This window comes from Candidatus Palauibacter sp. (assembly GCF_965261555.1).
Classification (GTDB): domain Bacteria; phylum Gemmatimonadota; class Gemmatimonadetes; order Palauibacterales; family Palauibacteraceae; genus Palauibacter.
Genome location: NZ_OZ253465.1, coordinates 1,481,186 through 1,497,240, shown reverse-complemented (window position 1 = coordinate 1,497,240; position 16,055 = coordinate 1,481,186). Strand labels below are relative to the sequence as shown.

Here is a 16,055-nt window from a genome sequence, read left to right as displayed (position 1 = left end):
CGAGCCGGCGTCGGGGTGCCGTCACCCGGCCGCCCGAAAATGCACGGCGAAGGTGTCCAGGTCGATGTTCGATCCGGAGAGGATGAGGCCGACGCGACGGCCTTCCAGCCTCTCCCGGAGTGGACCGCACGCGGCGGCGAGCGGAGCGGCGGAGGCGGGTTCGGCGACGAGCTTCGCGTCGAGGAACAACGCCTTGAGGGCGGCGCGGATCGCGTCGTCATCGACGAGCACGACGTCGTCCACGTAGCGCTGCACGAGTCCGAAGCTGTACGGCGCCGCGTGGGGGGCGCCGAGGCTGTCCGCGATCGTGTCGATGCGATCGAGCGCCACGGGTTCTCCGGCGTCGAGGCTGCGTCGCATGGAGTCGGCGCCGACGGGTTCCACCCCGTAGACCCTGCACGCGGGCGCAAGCCGTTTCACGATGCTCGCCGTGCCGGAGATGAGGCCTCCGCCCCCGATGGGAACGACGATCGCGTCGAGGTCGGGAAGTTGTTCCGCGACCTCGAGACCCACGGTCGAAGTGCCGAAGACGGTCGCCTCCCCCTCGAACGGATGGATCCCGAGCCGGCCCTCCTGCCGGGCGATCTCTTCCATGCGGGCAAATCCGCTCGCCCCGTCGTCCGCGAACTCGATCTCCGCCCCGAAGTTCCGGCAGCGCGCGACGCGGGCCGGGTTCGCGGAGGACAGCATCACGACCCTGGCGGTCGTGCCGGCGGCTCGAGCCGCGTACGCCACGGAAATCGCATGGTTCCCGGCGCTCACGGCTGTAACCCCTCGCTGCAGCGTCTCCGCGTCCGCGCAGAGGACGTTGTTCAGAGCGCCCCGGACCTTGTAGGAACCCGTGCGCTGGAAGAGTTCCAGTTTGAGAAAGATGTCCGATCCTGCGGGGAGCGGAGCGATTCCGGGGTCGGGCACCCACCGCCGCACCGGCGTGCGTTCGATCCACCGCGCCACGCGCGCCCGGGTCTCTCGACTCTGTTCGGGCGTCGGCCCCTGCGACTCGCCCGCCATCGGATCGGCCATCGTACCGTCCGCAGTCAACGTGGTCGGGATCCGGCGCGAGCCGGCGCGAAGCATCCGGCGTGAGCCGGGGCGAAGGCACTAGTGTACGCACTTGACAGGCACACGGCAGAGTGCGATCCTCCGCCGCCATGACGAACACCCATGCGTTTTTCGGCCATTATTACTACCACCGCCAGAGCGGAGGCCGGTGATCGTCTAGCTTTATCCTGAACCAAGGTTGCGAACGATCGACGCCGGCCCCGAGGGGGTCGGCTTTTTTTTCGCTCCCTCCCCGCCGGTGTCGGCCAAGAGCCGACGACAATGACCCACGAAACGACAAGACTCGCCCTTCCCAAGGGACGCATGCAGACCGGCGTACTCGACCTGTTGACCGCCGCCGGCGTGCGCGTGGACCTCGGGGAGCGCCGCTATCGCCCGTCCATCTCCCTGGCCGGATTCGGCGCCAAGCTGCTCAAGCCGCAGAACGTCGTGGAGATGCTCCACGCCGGATCCCGCGACGTGGGGTTCGCGGGAGCGGACTGGGTCGCGGAACTCGACGGGTCACTCGTTGAACTGCTCGATACCGGGCTCGACCCGGTGCGCGTCGTGGCGGCGGCGCCCGTCTCCGTGGCAGAGCGGGGGCTGGTGCCGGGTGTCCCCCTCACCGTCGCCTCCGAATACCGGCGGCTCACGTCGCGCTGGATCGAGGCGCGCGGCCTCGACGCCACGTTCGTTCGATCCTACGGCGCCACCGAGGTGTTCCCGCCCGAAGACGCAGATGTGATCGTCGACAACACCGCGACCGGCGCCACGCTGGAGGCCAACGGTCTCGAGATCGTGGACGAAGTCATGCGTTCCTCGACGCGCTTCTACGCGAACCCGCGCGCCCTCGACGACGCGCGGCACCGGGAGCGAATCGAAGACCTCGTTCTGGTGCTCGAATCCGTGATCGAGGCCCGGCGGCGGGTGATGCTCGAGCTCAACGTGGATGCCGGAGGGCTGGACGATCTCGTGGCGGTCCTTCCGTGCATGCGCAGGCCGACGGTTTCGCGTCTGCACGGGGATGGGGGATACGCGATCCGCGTTGCGGTGCCCCGGGACGCCCTGCCGACGTTGATCCCGCTGGTGAAGGCGCGCGGGGGTACGGATCTCGTCGTGACCGCACCGGGACAGATCGTCGCATGAGCCACGTGGCGGTGAAGGTTCGGGCCGACGAGTTGCTAAGACTCGACCACAACGAGCGTCTCTTTCCGGCGCCCGAACTGGTCCCTCTCCTCGCCCGCGTGCCGGCGACGGCGCTGACGCGATACCCGGACGCGAAGGGGCTGGAGCAACGCCTGGCGCGCCGGTGGGGCGTCGGAGCCGACCGCGTCCTCGTCACCGGCGGCGCGGACGACGCGATCGACCGCATCTGCAGGCGGTGGCTCGCCGGCGGCAGGGAGATGGTCACCGTGGTGCCGACGTTCCAGATGATGCCGACCTTCGCCCGGCTCGCGGGCGGACGCGTGCGCGAGATCCCCGCGCTGGACGATCCCGTCCCGCTGGAACCGACGCTGGACCGGCTCGGCGAGCGGACCGGACTCGTGACGGTGATCTCCCCCCACAATCCCACGGGCCGGGTCGCTTCCGCGGCGCGGATGCTGGAAATCGCGGGGCGACTGCCGAACGGCGCGATGCTGCTCGCCGACCTCGCGTACGTGGAGTTCGCCGATCGCGATCCGACGGCGGCGCTCCTGGAGCGCGACAACATCCTCGTCGTGCGGACGCTCTCGAAGGCGTGGGGGCTCGCGGGGCTTCGCGTGGGCTATGTGATGGGGTCGCGGACCGCGATCGCGGAGCTGCGGGCCTCGGGGTCCCCGTTCCCGCTCTCGAGCCCGTCGGTCTGGCTCGCGGAAAGGGCGCTGGAACTCGGAGACCGGGTCACGGCGGACTACGTGGCGGCAGTCCGGTCCGAACGGGACCGGCTATGCGCGGCGCTCGGCGAAGCGGGGACGGCGCCGTTCGCCTCGGAGGCGAACTTCATCCTCGCCTCCACGGAACGTGCGGCGGCGTTGGAGCGCCGATTCCGACGGTCCGGGATCGCGGTACGCCTCTTCGCGGACCGGCGGGACCTGGTCCGCATCACCCTTCCCGGGGACGAGGGGGTGTTCCAACGCCTCCTTTCGGTACTCGCCGCGGACTCCCCGGCCGCGGCTTCGACCATCAACGGAAGAGGAGTTCGATGAGCGCCGACGATGGTGCCCCCAGAACGGGGGAACGAACGCGGGAGACGCTCGAGACCCGCGTCGAGGCACGAGTGAACGTGGACATCCGCGGACCCGGCCGCGTGCAGACGGGTCTGCCCTTCCTCGATCACATGATCGGAGCCGCCGCCTTCCACGGCGGGATGACGCTGGACCTCCGCGCACGTGGAGATCTGGACGTCGACGATCACCACACGGTGGAGGACTGCGGACTCGTCTTCGGCGCCGCGCTGAGGGACGCGCTGGGGGAGAGGCGAGGGATCCGACGTTTCGGCTACGCCTACGCGCCTCTCGACGAGGCGCTCGCGCGAGCGGTCGTGGACCTCTCCGGCCGGCCCTTCGCCGCGGTGGATCTGGGACTTCGGCGGGAGATGCTGGGAACCGTGGCGACAGAGAATCTGAGCCACTTCTTCCTCTCGGTGGCGACCGCGGCACGTCTCACGCTTCACCTCGACGTGATCCGGGGAGAGAACGATCACCACCGCGCCGAGGCCGCGTTCAAGGCCTTCGGGCTGGCGCTCGCCGAGGCGGTCGGTCGACGCGCCGCGGCCGGAGTCCCGAGTACGAAGGGGATCCTGGATTCGGGTGAGGACGCCGAGGCGCAGGCCGCGAAGGACTCGAGGGTGGAGATCCTCGAGACGGTGTCGCCATGAATGCCGCCCGCATCGGAACGGGAGGGGAAGTCGGGATCGTCCCCACGGGCGTGGCGAATCTCGAAGCCGTCCGGTCGGCCTTCCGGCGGCTCGGGCGGACGCCGCGAGTCCTGGATTCGGCGGCCGACATCGAGCGTGCGGAGTACGTCGTCCTGCCCGGCGTCGGGTCGTTCGCCGACGGGATGGCCGAGTTGCGGCGCCGGGGCTGGGAGGAGGCGCTGCGCCGCCGCGTCGAGTCGCTCCGGCCCACGCTGGGGATCTGTCTCGGGCTGCAGTTGTTGTGCGACGCGAGCGACGAGGCTCCCGGCATTCCCGGGCTTGGCTGCGTTTCGGGGCGGTCGGTGCGGCTGGACGGCGCCGGCCGCGTGCCCCAGCTGGGCTGGAACCGGATTGCGGCCCCGAGTGCGACCGTCTTCCTGCGCCCGGGCATCGTCTACTTCGCCAACTCCTATCGGCTCGAAGAGGTTCCGGAGGGATGGACGGGAGCGATCGGCCGCCACGGGACCCGCTTCGTCGCCGGGTTCGAGCGCGGCGGGGTCCTTGCGTGCCAGTTCCATCCGGAGTTGTCGGGACGGATCGGCGGCGCCCTGCTGAACCGCTGGCTTGAAGAGGCTCCGGCGGCGGCGGAGGCCTCGGAGGGGATGACGGACCGGACCCGCATGGCGGCCGCGTGCTGAACGTCCGCGTCATCCCGTGCCTCGACGTGAAGGACGGCCGCGTCGTGAAGGGGATCCGCTTCGCGAATCTCGCGGACCAGGGCGATCCGGCGGCTCTGGCTCGGCGCTACGAGCGGCAGGGCGCGGATGAGATCGTCATCCTCGATGTCTCGGCGACGGCGGACGGACGGCTGGCGCGCTTCGAGACGATCGGCCGCGTGCGGGATGAGATCTCGATCCCGCTCACGGTCGGGGGCGGCGTGCGGACGGTGGAGGACGGGGGCGCCCTGCTGCAGGCGGGCGCGGACCGGGTGTCCGTGAACACCGCGGCCGTGGAGCAGCCCGCGCTTCTCGCCGGACTGTCCTCGCGCTTCGGTGCCCAGTGCGCGGTTCTCGCGCTGGATGCCGCGCGGGCGCCCTCAAACGGCTGTCCGAGCGGCTTCGAGGTCCTGACCCACTCGGGGCGCAACCGCACCGGGCTCGACGCGGCCGAATGGGCTCGACGCGCGACGGAGATGGGGGCCGGAGAGATCCTGCTCACGAGCTTCGACCGCGACGGGACGCGCAGCGGCTACGACCTGGCGCTGATCGGAGCGATCCGCGAGGCCGTGTCGGTGCCGATCGTGGCCTCCGGAGGCGGAGCGCACCCGGGCCACATGCGCGCCGCGGTGGACGCGGGCGCCGACGCGGTGCTTGCGGCGTCGATCTTCCACCAGGGCGACTGGTCGATCGGCAGGCTCAAGGATCGACTGCAGCAGCTCGGCGTCGCGGTGCGTCGATGATCATCCCATCCATCGACCTCATGGGCGGCCGGGCCGTGCAGCTTCGCCAGGGCGCCGCGCTTGAAATCGACGCGGGCGATCCGCGGCCTCTCGCCGAGAGGTTCGCGGTCGCGGGGGAAGTCGCGATCATCGATCTCGATGCGGCTCTCGGCCGCGGAGACAACGCCGCCCTCATCCGGGAACTGCTGCCGCTCGCACCGTGCCGGGTAGGCGGCGGCATTCGGTCCCGCGAGGCGGCGCTCGACTGGCTCGACGCGGGCGCGCGGCGGGTGATCCTGGGCACGGCGGCGAGTCCCGAGCTCCTCGGCGGACTTCCGGCCCACCGCGTGATCGCCGCGCTCGACGCACGCGATGGCGAGGTCGTCGTCGAGGGCTGGCAGCGCGCGACGGGTCGCGGCGTCATCGGGCGGATGGAGGAACTCGATGGTCTCGCGGACGGCTACCTGGTCACCTTCGTGGAGGTGGAAGGCACGATGGGCGGGATCCCGCTGGATCGCGTATCCGCCCTCATCGCCGCGGCGGGATCCGCGCGCGTCACGGTGGCGGGGGGCGTCCGCGAGGTGTCGGAGATCGCGGCACTCGACCGAATGGGCGCGGACGCGCAGGTGGGGATGGCGATCTACAGCGGACGCATGGAGCTGGGCGACGCGATCGCGGCTCCGCTGAAGTCCGACCGGGCCGACGGACTGTGGGCGACGGTGGTCGAGGACACGGCCGGGCGCGCGCTCGGCCTCGCATGGTCGAGCGCGGAGAGCCTGCGCACCGCGGTCAGGGAGCGGCGCGGCGTCTACCAGAGCCGCTCACGTGGGCTCTGGAGGAAGGGTGAGACATCCGGCGCCACACAGGAACTCGTCCGGGTGACGGCGGACTGCGACCGCGACGCGTTGCGCTTCACGGTGCGACAGCACGGGACCGGCTTCTGTCACACGGGCGCCCCAACCTGTTTCGACGACTCGGCCGACCTCGAGACCCGCCTTCGCGAGCGACTCGCCGACCCGGAGCCGGGCTCGCTCACCGCACGGCTCGCCGCGGATCCGGAACTGTTGCGGGGGAAACTCGTCGAGGAGGCGCAGGAACTCGCCGAAGCCGGATCGAAGGCGGACGCGGTGGCGGAGTTCGCGGACCTCTACTACTTCGCCCTCACGCGGCTCCTGAAGGCCGGTGGCTCCCTTGAAGATGTACGTCTCGAACTCGAGCGGCGCGCCCTCAAGGTGCGTCGTCGAGCCCCGAGGGCGCCGGGGGGGCCGACCGGTCGGACGGCTTCGGCACCCGCCGCCGCGGCGGGCGGGATCCTGCCGCCGATCGGCCTCGATGAGGCCGTGCGGGCGGTGCGCTCGCCGGCGCTCGACCCGGCGGCCCTCGAGGTCGCGCGGACGATCCTGGACGATGTCGAGCGGCGCGGGGAGCCGGCGCTCCGCGAGCACGCCGAGCGGCTCGGCGACCTCGAGCCCGGCGACGATCTGCTCCTCGACCGGTCGGCTCTCGAGCGCGCGGCGGAAGCACTGCATGCCGACGACCGCGAACTGCTGAACCGCGTGGCGGACCGGATCCGCGCGTTCGCGGAGGCCCAGCGGGCATCCGCGAACGACCTCGATACGCCGGTCGCGGGCGGTCGCGGCGGCCACCGGCTCGTACCCGTCGGCGCGGCCGGCTGTTACGCGCCCGGGGGCCGCTTCCCTCTCCCGTCCTCGGTGCTCATGACCGCCATCCCCGCCCGGGTGGCGGGCGTGGACGACGTCTGGGCCGCATCGCCGCGCCCGACTGCGGCGGTCCAGGCCGCGGCATTCATCGCCGGCGCGGACGGCTTGCTGGCCATCGGCGGCGCGCAGGCGATCGGCGCGCTCGCCTTCGGCGTCGGAGGCGTCTCCCGCTGCGAGAAGATCGTGGGGCCGGGCAACCGGTTCGTCACCGCGGCCAAGCGCCTCCTCTACGGCCGGGTCGGCCTCGACACCATCGCCGGCCCATCCGAGTTGCTCGTCGTCGCCTCGCCGGATGCGGAGCCGGCGCGCATCGCGGCCGACCTGCTCGCCCAGGCCGAGCACGACCCCGACGCCGTCCCGCTTCTGTGCGCCTTCGACGAAGCGACCGTCGAGGCCGTCCGCGAAGAGGCCGAGCGGCAGCTGGCCAAGCTCCCGACCGCACCGATCGCGCGTCAGGCCCTGGCGGCCGGCGGCGCCCTCCTCGCGGCCAGCCCCGACGAGGCCGCCGCCATCTGCGACGCCGTGGCGCCGGAACACCTGCAACTGCACGGCGAGCAGGCCGACTCGCTGGCTCCGCGCGTCCACCGCTACGGATCGCTCTTCATGGGAGCGGCCACGCCCGAGGCGGCCGGCGACTACGGAGCCGGACCGAACCACACGCTTCCCACCTCGGGCGCCGCGGCGTTCGACTCGGGACTCTCCGTGTTCTCGTTCCTGCGCCGACCGACGTGGCTGATGCTTTCGCCCGAAGATGACGCCTACGAGGACCTGCTGCGGGACACCGCCGCGCTCGCCCGACTGGAGGGGCTGGAAGCGCACGCGCTTTCGGCGGAACTCCGGCTCACGGCGGCGGCCCGGGGAGATCGCCGTCGGAGGGTCCGCGCCTCGTAATGTGGTCGAGGGCACGGTCCACGGCGTCCTTCGTCGAGGCCGTGATCCCTCCCCTCTCGTACTCCTGCACCGCCAGCCGCTCCAGGCGGTCGACGAGCGCATCGACGCCGGGCCGCGGCGCCGACGTCAGGGGGCGAACGTGATCCGTGGCGCCGAACAGGTTGATCCAGTACTCCGTCCGGCGCCCCCACTCCAGCAGCTCGTAGAACTGCCGGCCCGCTCGGGGCCCGACTCCGAGCACGTCGAGGAGGGCGACGAAGAGCGAGATCGGCAGCAGCAACGCATCCCTCAGGCCATCGAGGAGCAGCTTCAGCTGAAAGACGGCCACGTCGCGGAGGAGCGACCAGCGCGAGGGAACGATTTCGGGTTGCAGGGTTGCTCCGACCGGGAACTCGCTCATCCTGTCTCTCGATTCCTTGATATCGTGAAATAAACTTCGCGGCTTCGTGTAACCCTCGCGAAGGAAACAGTCACCACAGATCCACATCGGTGCCCGCGACCATGGGAGCCACAATTGAACAGCTCGGAGGCAACCGACCGGATGCTCGTTCTTCGCGCGCAGCGTGGCGAGCGTGCGGCCTTCGGCGAACTCGTCACACGATACATGCAGCGTGCCTACTATACCGCGCTCGGCCTCGTCGGGAACCACGACGATGCCCTGGACCTCTCTCAGGAGGCCTTCGCCAGGGCGTTCCGCGCGCGCGCCAGGATCGACCCCGAACGTCCCTTCTTCCCCTGGCTGTACCAGATCATCCGACGACTCTGTTTCAACCATACGCGGGACCAGCGGTCACGCCGCCTGAAACTCGAGAAGGCCGGCAGCTGGCTTACGGACACGACGATGGGACGGCGCCCTCTCAGCCCCGATCAGGCGGTCATCCGCACCGAACTGCGCGAACAGGTCGGCGCGGCCATCGAACGCCTGCCGGAACGGGAACGGGAGACGCTCGTCCTGCGCGAGTTCGAGGAACTGCGTTACCGGGAGATCGCCGAGTTGCTGGGGATCCCCATCGGCACGGTGATGTCGCGCCTCTATCGGGCGCGGCGGTCCCTCGCACGCGAGATCGAAACGGCGGGAACCCGTCCCGGCCAGGAGGGAGGTTCGGGCGATGAGTGAGAGAAACGTGAGTCCGCCCGGCGACGAGCGGGTGCGCCATCTGATGATGGCCGAACTGGACGAGGAGATTTCGGGAGAGGGACGTCTCGAACTCGAGTCCGCGCTCGGGGAGGACCCGGGTCTTCGCGACGAACTGGCGACATACCAGCGCCTGAAGGAGGTCACCGACACCATGACTCCGCTGAAACCGCCGGAGGAAACCTGGGACAGCTACTGGGAACACGTCTATCGCCGGCTTGAACGCGGCATCGGCTGGGTTCTGGTCTCGCTGGGAACGATCGTCGTGGGGACGTGGGCGCTGTGGACGGCCGTGGGCGAGCTGATCCGGGACACGACGATGCCCGCGTACATTCGCTGGGGCATGCTCGCGCTGATCGCGGGCTTCGTGATCCTCTTCGTCTCCGTCGTTCGCGAGCGCCTGTTCATGCAGAAGAAAGACCCCTACAAGGACGTGATCCGATGATCATCACCTCCCGAAACGACCTCGCCGGATACCGGATCCTGGAGGAGTTCGGCCTCGTCCGCGGCAGCACGATCCGGGCGCGCCACCTGGGCCGCGACATACTCGCGGGTCTCAAGACCATCGTGGGAGGCGAGATTCAGGAGTACACGAAGATGATGGCCGAAGCGCGGGAACAGGCGGTCGATCGGATGGAGGCCGAGGCGGCGGCGGCCGGTGCGAACGCGATTCTCTGCGTCCGCTTTTCCACCTCCTATATCCTGGGAGGAACCGCCGAGATCGTGGTCTACGGCTCCGCCGTGAAGGTCGAGGAGAGCTGACCGTGGCGCTGAGAATGCTTGTGGCGGCCGGGTGCGTGCTCTCCTCTCCGGCGCTGGCGCAGGAGCCGGATCCCGACCCGGCGGAAGGAGCCGGCGTCGAGGGCCGGTGGGCGGGATCCGTCGTTCTTCCCACGGCCGAGCTGCCCTTCGCGGTCACCTTCGAGCGCGCCGATGGAGCGCTCTCCGCGAGCATGGACATCCAGGGTCAGGTCGGCCTGGCTCTCACGGCCGTGTCCCACGCCGACGGGCGCGTGCATTTCGAACTCGATACTCCCATCGGTCTCGCCGCCTGGGACGGAGCCCTTGAAGGAGACACGATCGAGGGCGAATTCGCGCAGGGGGTCGTGACGACGAGCTTCTCCATCGCGCGGGCCGACCCCGTCGAGCCGGAGCCGGAAGAGCCCGCGCCGTATCGGTCGGAAGAGGTGTCGTTCGAGAACGGTGACATCCGTCTGGCGGGCACGCTGACGGTGCCGGAGGGGACGGGGCCGTTCCCAGGCGTCGTCCTGATCACGGGATCGGGACCCCAGGACCGGGACGAGGTGGTGGCCGGCTTTCCCATCTTTCGAGTGCTCTCGGATCACCTGACCCGGCAGGGCATCGCGGTCCTCCGGTATGACGATCGTGGCGTCGGCGGCTCGACGGGGAGCGTCTCCACCTCCACCTCGGCCGACTTCGCGGGCGACGCGCTCGCCGGCCTTACGCGGCTGGCGGAGCATCCGGACGTCGACCCGGCCCGGGTCGGCCTCGTGGGGCACAGCGAAGGGGGCATCGTGGCCCCCATCGCGGCCTCGCGCTCGGAAGCCGTCCGCTTCGCCGTGCTGCTGGCCGGCTCGACCGTGCCCGGCACCGAGATCCTGTACGAGCAGTCCGCGGCCATTCAACGTGCGAGCGGCGTGCCCGAGGATCGGATCGCATGGAACACCGACTTCCAGCGCCGTCTGTTCGCGGCTCTGGAGGCCGGGGAGAGCCTCGAGGCGTATCGCGAGGAGCTTGGGGCCGAGATCCGCGAGGGCATCGAGAACCTGCCCGAGGAGCAGCGCGCGGCGATCTCCGATGTGGACAGCCACGTGGAAACCCAGATCGAGGGGCAGATCGACCGCGTCGAAACCCCCTGGTTCCGGTTCTTTCTCACCTACGATCCAACCGAGGGCCTCCGGGGAACGCGCGTGCCGGTGCTCGCGCTGTTCGGTGGGCTCGACCTGCAGGTTCTCGTCGACCAGAACCGCCCGCCGCTGGAGGAGGCACTGGCCGGTAACCCGGACGCGACGGTCGAGGTACTCCCGCGCGCCAACCACCTCTTCCAGGCCGCGACGACCGGATCCCCCGCCGAGTACTCGACGCTGGAGCGGGACTTCGTCGACGGTTTCCTCGTCACGATCTCCGACTGGATCCTCGCCCGCTTCGGCAGTCTTCAGGAACCTTGACGCCTGTATTGGTTAATCCATCCCTCCACTCTCGACGCTGTTTCCCACGAGTCGATACACGGTCCAGCTGTATAACGACCACCTGGCCAGCTGTTTCCGGGCCTCGTGATTCCGCTGGTGCGGAGCTTCGCCGATCCAGGATCCCGTCGGGGAGAACGTAGCCGTCCGGCTCGGACTCGCCGGTGCAGGTTGACCGCAATCCCGCCACCGCCCGAGACACACCCTCAGGGAGTCGGAGCGACGAGCCCCGGATCCACCGCTCGTGGCGCTCATTCCGGAGCATTGTACCGCCAATCCCGGACCAGGTCCTCGTGATCGGGCGCCAGTCTCCGCCGGATCAGCGATTCATCACTTTTTCGAACAAGACTCATCGATTTTGATACAAAACTCATCGATTTCGCTCCTATCGGGCCGGCCGAGAACCCCCCTAGCCCGGATTTCTCACACGCGCCCCGGAAGTGAACCGCAGCCGTCCGTTCGGGCATAGTTGGCCGGATAAGTGTCCCACTCGGAGTGCGGTGGTAGCTCGGGGAGGGTCGAGGCGGGCTGTTTCGGGCCGGTGAGAGCGCACCGGAGCCGGATCCGTGGCGCCTGGAGACACCGGTGCCCGGGCCGGGGGAGGCCGGGAGGCTTCTGGTGAGACCGCAGGGTCGGGTCGGCGCTACGTGGGGAAGCTGGCGTGGACGCGCGCGAACTCGGCGGTGAAGGGGTGGTTCGCGTCCATGGCGACGGCGACGCGGCGGACGGAGACGGAGACGCGGGCGCCGATCCCGAGGAGCTTGAGGCGGAGGGAGCCGGCGGTGGCTCGGGCGAGGCGCGTGTGGGCGAGGGCGGCCCGGAGCCGGATCATGAGGACCGAGGCGAGGGCGGAGAAGACGAGCCTGAGCTGGTTGGCGGCCATGGGGGTGGCGGAGGTGCGTCCGGCGAACAGGTCGAGTTGCTGCTCCTTGATGGCGTTCTCGGCGTTGCCCCTGGGGCAGTAGATGCGTTCGTAGACGGTTTTGGGGGCGATCGTCTCCGGGAGCGAGGTGACGACGAAGCGGGGGTTGGACTTGCCGGGGATGTGCTCGCACTTGGCGATGACGCGGCGGAAGCGGGACCAGCTGGTTCGGGTGGCGTGGTCGAACTCGGCGTAGAGGCGCACCGGACGGCGGCGGCCCTCGGACTCGACCTTGGCGGCGAGGAGTTCCGGCGCGATCCGTCGGCGGAGCCGGTCGTTCTTCGCGACGCCGAGGACGTAGTGGATGTCGCGCGCTTCGCAGAAGGCCATGAGTTCTTCGCGGGCATAGGCGGAGTCGGCGCGGACGAGCAGTTCGACGTCGGGCCAGCGCCGCCTCAGCTGCGTGACGATGCGCTCGAGTGCTTCGACGGCACCGCGGGCCGGGTCGGTGTTGCCGGGGCGGAGCACGGCGGCGAGCGGGTGGTGGCCGCAGAAGATGTAGAGGGGGAGGAAGCAGTAGTGGCCGTAATAGCCGTGGAAGAAGCGGCCTTCCTGGCGGCCGTGCGTCCGGTCGTCGGTGCAGTCGATGTCGAGGACGAGGCGCGAGGGGGGCGGTCCGGCCTTCGACTCGATGAACAGATCGGTGAGCAGGGCCTGCATCGCCTCCGGGTCGTGGCCGATCCTGTGGTACCGGCCCGGCTCACCCTCGGGCGCGTGTTCGAGCCGGTTGAGCGTGCTCTTGCCGGCCAGGGCGGCGCAGTCCTTCCGGGTGGCTCCGGTCTTGTCGCCGAGAAGGCCCAGCACGGGATCGTGGCGCAGGTGGTCGTGATCGTTGAGGTCCTCGAAGCCGAGGGCCAGGGCCACGATGCGCTGGGCCACCAGCGTGGAGACGGAGTGCTCGGTGCGCGCCGGATCGCGGTGGTCGGTGAAGCAGGCCGCGAACCGGTCGAACAGGCTGTCCGCGCGCCCGATCTCCCGGAGCAGCAGCGTTCCGGCGTGGGAGGTGATCGTGCCGCCGTTGAACGCGGCCGTGACTTTACGGCCCCGGAAGCCTTGAAAAGCGAACGATACGGGCTTACGCTGTGTCGGCACCGGTCCTCCTTTTTTGTAGCCGCCATGTTATTGGGGAATAACAAATTAGCGACTACTGGAGGCCGGTGCCTACTCCATCCTGTGAGAAATCCGGGCTAGCTTTGTAGGGTGGCGTCACGCTTGGAGCGGCCGAGTCAGGCGTGTGGAGTGCGTGGGCGGTCGCGACCGCCAGACGATTTCGAGCTTCAAGCTGACGTCGGCGGTCAACCATCACCATGGTGGGCTGTCCAGGATATGGGGGCATATCCATATCCTCCGCGTCGTTTGCGGCTCAATGGTCCACCGTACCAACGAGGAGGAAGCATGCTGAAGCGAGCGAAGACGGTCGTGATGGCGGTGATGATCGCTGCGGCGTCACTCGCTGCACCGGTTCCCGGCACACCCGTAGGTCCGGCGCAAGTGGTCGCGGAGGAGGCCGCACTGAAGGTGATCTTTGTCCCGCCGTTCGGTTTCATCTGCTTTTGGTCGTGCGGTGACGATCCATTGTGCTGCCGGATCATCATCCGCTAGGACGCGTACCGATTTGGTACGGTACCCGTGAAGGGGTAAACACTGACAAGGAGTGGGGACATGCGAGGACGAGGACGACGTATCGCACGAGGGAACATGCTGGCGGCGTTCGCGCTGGCGACGGTAGCGAGTTTTGCGCTGCCTTTCACGGCGTCGCCCGGTCGCACCTACGCCAACCTGTCGGCGCAGATTGTGCTTCAAGCACGCAAGATTCCCTTCGTACCCGTCTGGATCTGCCTTGGCGGATGTGACGGGTCCCCCTGCTGCTACATTGGCCCGATGCTGGACAGCGGGTAAGGGAACACCATGAACGCATCCGGTTCACGCAGCAGCCGCAGCTTCCTCCCGCTTATCGTCTTCCTAGGTAGCGCATGCACCGAAGACGGCGATACCGCATCACGCGTCTCGGCGGAACCAGTGGTGGACATGAACGCGTTCGAGGAAGTGTTCGAAGTCGTGCGTGTGGTGACCTTGGAGGAGACCGAAGATGTGGTGACGGTCGGACCCAGGGTCGCCACCGACGGCCCGGACGGGCTACTCGTAGTGGAACCACAGGAATCACAAATCAGGGAGTACAGTCGTGATGGCACGCTCCGTGCCGTACACGGCAGGACGGGTGGTGGACCGGGCGAGTTCCTGATGCCTATTTCCGCACGCCGTACGGTCGACGGCAGGCTCGTCGTACCCGACATCTCGCTAGGTCGGTTGACCTTCCTTGGTCCAGACACATTGATTGACGCCGCGCCGGTAGCCATGCTCCTTGATGTACACGATCTAGGCGAAGGAAAACTCCTCTTGACGGGCATCGGGAACCAGTTGGCCAACCGCCCGCGTTTCCTTCACATATGGGACACGGAAACGGACCGCATCGACCGCAGTTTCCTCCCTATGGGCGTTTCGGACCGAGACCGTCCCACCGCCAGTGCCTTTGCGGCGGCTAGCGCTTCACTGGTACGCGACACCATTTGGGCGGTGTGGTCGCTATCCGATACGATCTACCAGTACAGCTTGGACGGTGACCTATTGACCAAGATACCCATCCCGCTCGTACGTCCGCGTGCGGCGCTGCCTAGCTTTGACCGTCAAGTCGACGTATCCGAGGCAGGTACGGTACTGGACTCGGTTTCGCAGGTATCCGGCGTACAGATCGCGGGGGATGATGGGCTGGTCGCCACGATAGGACACATGCGCGGGATCGAGTACGAGTGGGATCTGGTCATCATGGACCGCGATGGCATCCCGCTTGCACAGGTACGTGGTGTCCCGAGGCTGCTTTTCGTCGACGGTGACGAGTTTTGGTTTGCGGACCCGCAAGGGCTCCAGCCTAACCGTATACTGGTCGCCCGGCGAAAGGACACATCATGAAGAAGATCTCCCTTCTTGCCGCCATCTGCCTTCTCGCGGCGTGTCGCCCGCCAGGACCAACGGTCGTAGGTGACGCCTTGCCCGTAGACGTGGCAACGGACCGCCCTACGGTCGTGTGGGCTTTCAATGCCGATCGATGCCTGAGCTGTACCCTCACCGATCCTTCGCGCGTCCTGCGCGGCATCCAGCACCGTCACGGTAATGCCGTGGACTTCGTGGTGGTCGCTATCACGGAGGACCGCGAGCGGGATGAGGCGCTCGTGGCTGCGTTCCTTCGGTCGGTGCGGTTGTCGGCCCGAGTGGAGCTTCAAGGTGCTATGGCGTTCACGCTGACCTTCGGGCTAGGTGGACCCGAACCGGCCGTCTACGTAGCCGATGCGGGCCGCGTGGCGGCCGTTTACGGCGAGGACTTGGAAGGGTTGCCAGACGATGTGGCGCGCCTTCTAGCAGACTAAAGCGGATCGGTCGCGTATTGCGTAGTCGCATGAGGTCAGTTCGGGACGTTCCGCTCCATTCTAACCCGCCTGTTCTCCCGCTTCATGCGCGAAAATCTCCCTCTGCGCCTCCGTCGTCAGCCCGTCGATCCGCTCTCGCTCGTTCCAGCTCTGTCCGTCTCACCAGCACGGCCTCCGACTGGATCCTCGCTCGCTTCGGCAGCTGAGCCGTTCGACCGGGGGCTGCCGCCGACTGCCGGAGGGCCCGTGCGAGGGTCGCCCGATGGCCCGTGCCGGAACACGGGCTGCCGGGGGGAGGGTGGCGGCCGCCGTTGGGTGGATCGCAATCGGCAGGGGAGGACACCAGAGGGGGGAGGCCCGCAGGCGGCCGTCTTGAGGGAATAGACGCTCCCATGCTCACCGGCGCGTATGCGTGCCGAAACACTTCTGTAACGCGGTTCCC

The 16,055-nt window shown here is 68.7% G+C and carries 15 protein-coding genes and 1 pseudogene; 13 read left to right on the top strand and 3 right to left on the bottom strand.

Going from position 1 to position 16,055, the window contains the following annotated elements; all coding sequences use genetic code 11:
• Positions 1–21: 21 nt before the first annotated feature.
• Entirely contained in the window at positions 22–1,041 is a 1,020-nt protein-coding gene (locus tag ACQY5G_RS06370; protein ID WP_428278080.1) for a threonine ammonia-lyase, read from the bottom strand.
• A gap of 282 nt (positions 1,042–1,323) precedes the next feature.
• Here ACQY5G_RS06370 and hisG point away from each other — a divergent pair, with 282 nt between their 5' ends.
• From hisG to hisD, 6 genes and pseudogenes are all read left to right on the top strand, one after another.
• On the top strand, positions 1,324–2,187 hold the full coding sequence (gene hisG / locus ACQY5G_RS06365) for an ATP phosphoribosyltransferase (protein WP_428278077.1): 864 nt from the start codon (positions 1,324–1,326) through the stop codon (positions 2,185–2,187).
• Positions 2,184–3,227: a pyridoxal phosphate-dependent aminotransferase gene (locus ACQY5G_RS06360; RefSeq protein ID WP_428278075.1), complete on the top strand. Its 1,044-nt coding sequence runs from the start codon at positions 2,184–2,186 to the stop codon at positions 3,225–3,227. Before hisG ends, ACQY5G_RS06360 begins: the two co-directional genes overlap by 4 nt.
• Positions 3,224–3,823 (top strand): annotated as a pseudogene (gene hisB, locus ACQY5G_RS06355) (imidazoleglycerol-phosphate dehydratase HisB); the annotation flags it as partial. The gene ACQY5G_RS06360 and the pseudogene hisB, both read left to right, overlap by 4 nt.
• Positions 3,824–3,894: 71 nt before the next feature.
• Entirely contained in the window at positions 3,895–4,575 is a 681-nt protein-coding gene (hisH, locus tag ACQY5G_RS06350; RefSeq protein WP_428278073.1) for an imidazole glycerol phosphate synthase subunit HisH, read from the top strand.
• Positions 4,569–5,336, top strand: a complete 768-nt coding sequence (gene hisF, locus ACQY5G_RS06345; RefSeq protein WP_428278071.1) for an imidazole glycerol phosphate synthase subunit HisF — start codon at positions 4,569–4,571, stop codon at positions 5,334–5,336. The genes hisH and hisF overlap by 7 nt, the downstream gene beginning before the upstream one ends.
• Positions 5,333–7,927 carry a histidinol dehydrogenase gene (gene hisD, locus ACQY5G_RS06340; protein ID WP_428278069.1) on the top strand — a complete coding sequence of 865 codons (2,595 nt, stop codon included), beginning with the start codon at positions 5,333–5,335 and terminating at the stop codon, positions 7,925–7,927. Before hisF ends, hisD begins: the two co-directional genes overlap by 4 nt.
• On the opposite strand, the gene ACQY5G_RS06335 is transcribed toward hisD, so the two are convergent.
• Positions 7,878–8,327: a hypothetical protein gene (locus tag ACQY5G_RS06335; protein ID WP_428278067.1), complete on the bottom strand. Its 450-nt coding sequence runs from the start codon at positions 8,325–8,327 to the stop codon at positions 7,878–7,880. The genes hisD and ACQY5G_RS06335 overlap by 50 nt on opposite strands.
• Positions 8,328–8,468: 141 nt before the next feature.
• Between ACQY5G_RS06335 and ACQY5G_RS06330 the strand changes: the two genes are divergently transcribed.
• The 4 genes from ACQY5G_RS06330 to ACQY5G_RS06315 are packed head-to-tail and all read left to right on the top strand — an operon-like array spanning position 8,469 to position 11,251.
• On the top strand, positions 8,469–9,044 hold the full coding sequence (locus tag ACQY5G_RS06330; RefSeq protein ID WP_428278065.1) for an RNA polymerase sigma factor: 576 nt from the start codon (positions 8,469–8,471) through the stop codon (positions 9,042–9,044).
• Complete coding sequence (locus ACQY5G_RS06325) at positions 9,037–9,507, top strand: hypothetical protein (protein ID WP_310783548.1); 471 nt, start codon at positions 9,037–9,039, stop codon at positions 9,505–9,507. The genes ACQY5G_RS06330 and ACQY5G_RS06325 overlap by 8 nt, the downstream gene beginning before the upstream one ends.
• The gene (locus ACQY5G_RS06320) at positions 9,504–9,824 is read left to right on the top strand and encodes a YbjQ family protein (protein ID WP_310783550.1); all 321 of its coding nucleotides are present in this window, start codon (positions 9,504–9,506) and stop codon (positions 9,822–9,824) included. Before ACQY5G_RS06325 ends, ACQY5G_RS06320 begins: the two co-directional genes overlap by 4 nt.
• Before the next feature lie 2 nt (positions 9,825–9,826).
• Positions 9,827–11,251: an alpha/beta hydrolase family protein gene (locus ACQY5G_RS06315; RefSeq protein ID WP_428278062.1), complete on the top strand. Its 1,425-nt coding sequence runs from the start codon at positions 9,827–9,829 to the stop codon at positions 11,249–11,251.
• A 661-nt stretch (positions 11,252–11,912) separates the two neighbouring features.
• Here the strand turns inward: ACQY5G_RS06315 and ACQY5G_RS06310 are convergent.
• Positions 11,913–13,283, bottom strand: a complete 1,371-nt coding sequence (locus ACQY5G_RS06310) for an IS1380 family transposase (protein WP_428275103.1) — start codon at positions 13,281–13,283, stop codon at positions 11,913–11,915.
• 303 nt (positions 13,284–13,586) lie between these two features.
• On the opposite strand from ACQY5G_RS06310, the gene ACQY5G_RS06305 reads away from it, so the two are divergent.
• From ACQY5G_RS06305 to ACQY5G_RS06295, 3 genes are all read left to right on the top strand, one after another.
• Positions 13,587–13,793, top strand: coding sequence for a hypothetical protein (locus ACQY5G_RS06305; protein ID WP_428278060.1), 207 nt, complete (start codon positions 13,587–13,589; stop codon positions 13,791–13,793).
• Between the two features lie 426 nt (positions 13,794–14,219).
• Positions 14,220–15,158: a hypothetical protein gene (locus tag ACQY5G_RS06300; protein ID WP_428278058.1), complete on the top strand. Its 939-nt coding sequence runs from the start codon at positions 14,220–14,222 to the stop codon at positions 15,156–15,158.
• Positions 15,155–15,613 carry a hypothetical protein gene (locus tag ACQY5G_RS06295; RefSeq protein WP_428278057.1) on the top strand — a complete coding sequence of 153 codons (459 nt, stop codon included), beginning with the start codon at positions 15,155–15,157 and terminating at the stop codon, positions 15,611–15,613. Before ACQY5G_RS06300 ends, ACQY5G_RS06295 begins: the two co-directional genes overlap by 4 nt.
• Positions 15,614–16,055 lie beyond the last annotated feature (442 nt).

Coding starts and splice junctions, on each gene's coding strand:
- hisH (WP_428278073.1), top strand. CDS start 3,895: ATGAATGCCGCCCGCATCGGAACGGGAGGGGAAGTCGGGATCGTCCCC.
- ACQY5G_RS06305 (WP_428278060.1), top strand. CDS start 13,587: ATGCTGAAGCGAGCGAAGACGGTCGTGATGGCGGTGATGATCGCTGCG.
- ACQY5G_RS06320 (WP_310783550.1), top strand. CDS start 9,504: ATGATCATCACCTCCCGAAACGACCTCGCCGGATACCGGATCCTGGAG.
- ACQY5G_RS06300 (WP_428278058.1), top strand. CDS start 14,220: ATGAACGCGTTCGAGGAAGTGTTCGAAGTCGTGCGTGTGGTGACCTTG.
- ACQY5G_RS06295 (WP_428278057.1), top strand. CDS start 15,155: ATGAAGAAGATCTCCCTTCTTGCCGCCATCTGCCTTCTCGCGGCGTGT.
- ACQY5G_RS06330 (WP_428278065.1), top strand. CDS start 8,469: ATGCTCGTTCTTCGCGCGCAGCGTGGCGAGCGTGCGGCCTTCGGCGAA.
- hisG (WP_428278077.1), top strand. CDS start 1,324: ATGACCCACGAAACGACAAGACTCGCCCTTCCCAAGGGACGCATGCAG.
- ACQY5G_RS06360 (WP_428278075.1), top strand. CDS start 2,184: ATGAGCCACGTGGCGGTGAAGGTTCGGGCCGACGAGTTGCTAAGACTC.
- ACQY5G_RS06325 (WP_310783548.1), top strand. CDS start 9,037: ATGAGTGAGAGAAACGTGAGTCCGCCCGGCGACGAGCGGGTGCGCCAT.
- hisD (WP_428278069.1), top strand. CDS start 5,333: ATGATCATCCCATCCATCGACCTCATGGGCGGCCGGGCCGTGCAGCTT.
- ACQY5G_RS06335 (WP_428278067.1), bottom strand. CDS start 8,327: ATGAGCGAGTTCCCGGTCGGAGCAACCCTGCAACCCGAAATCGTTCCC.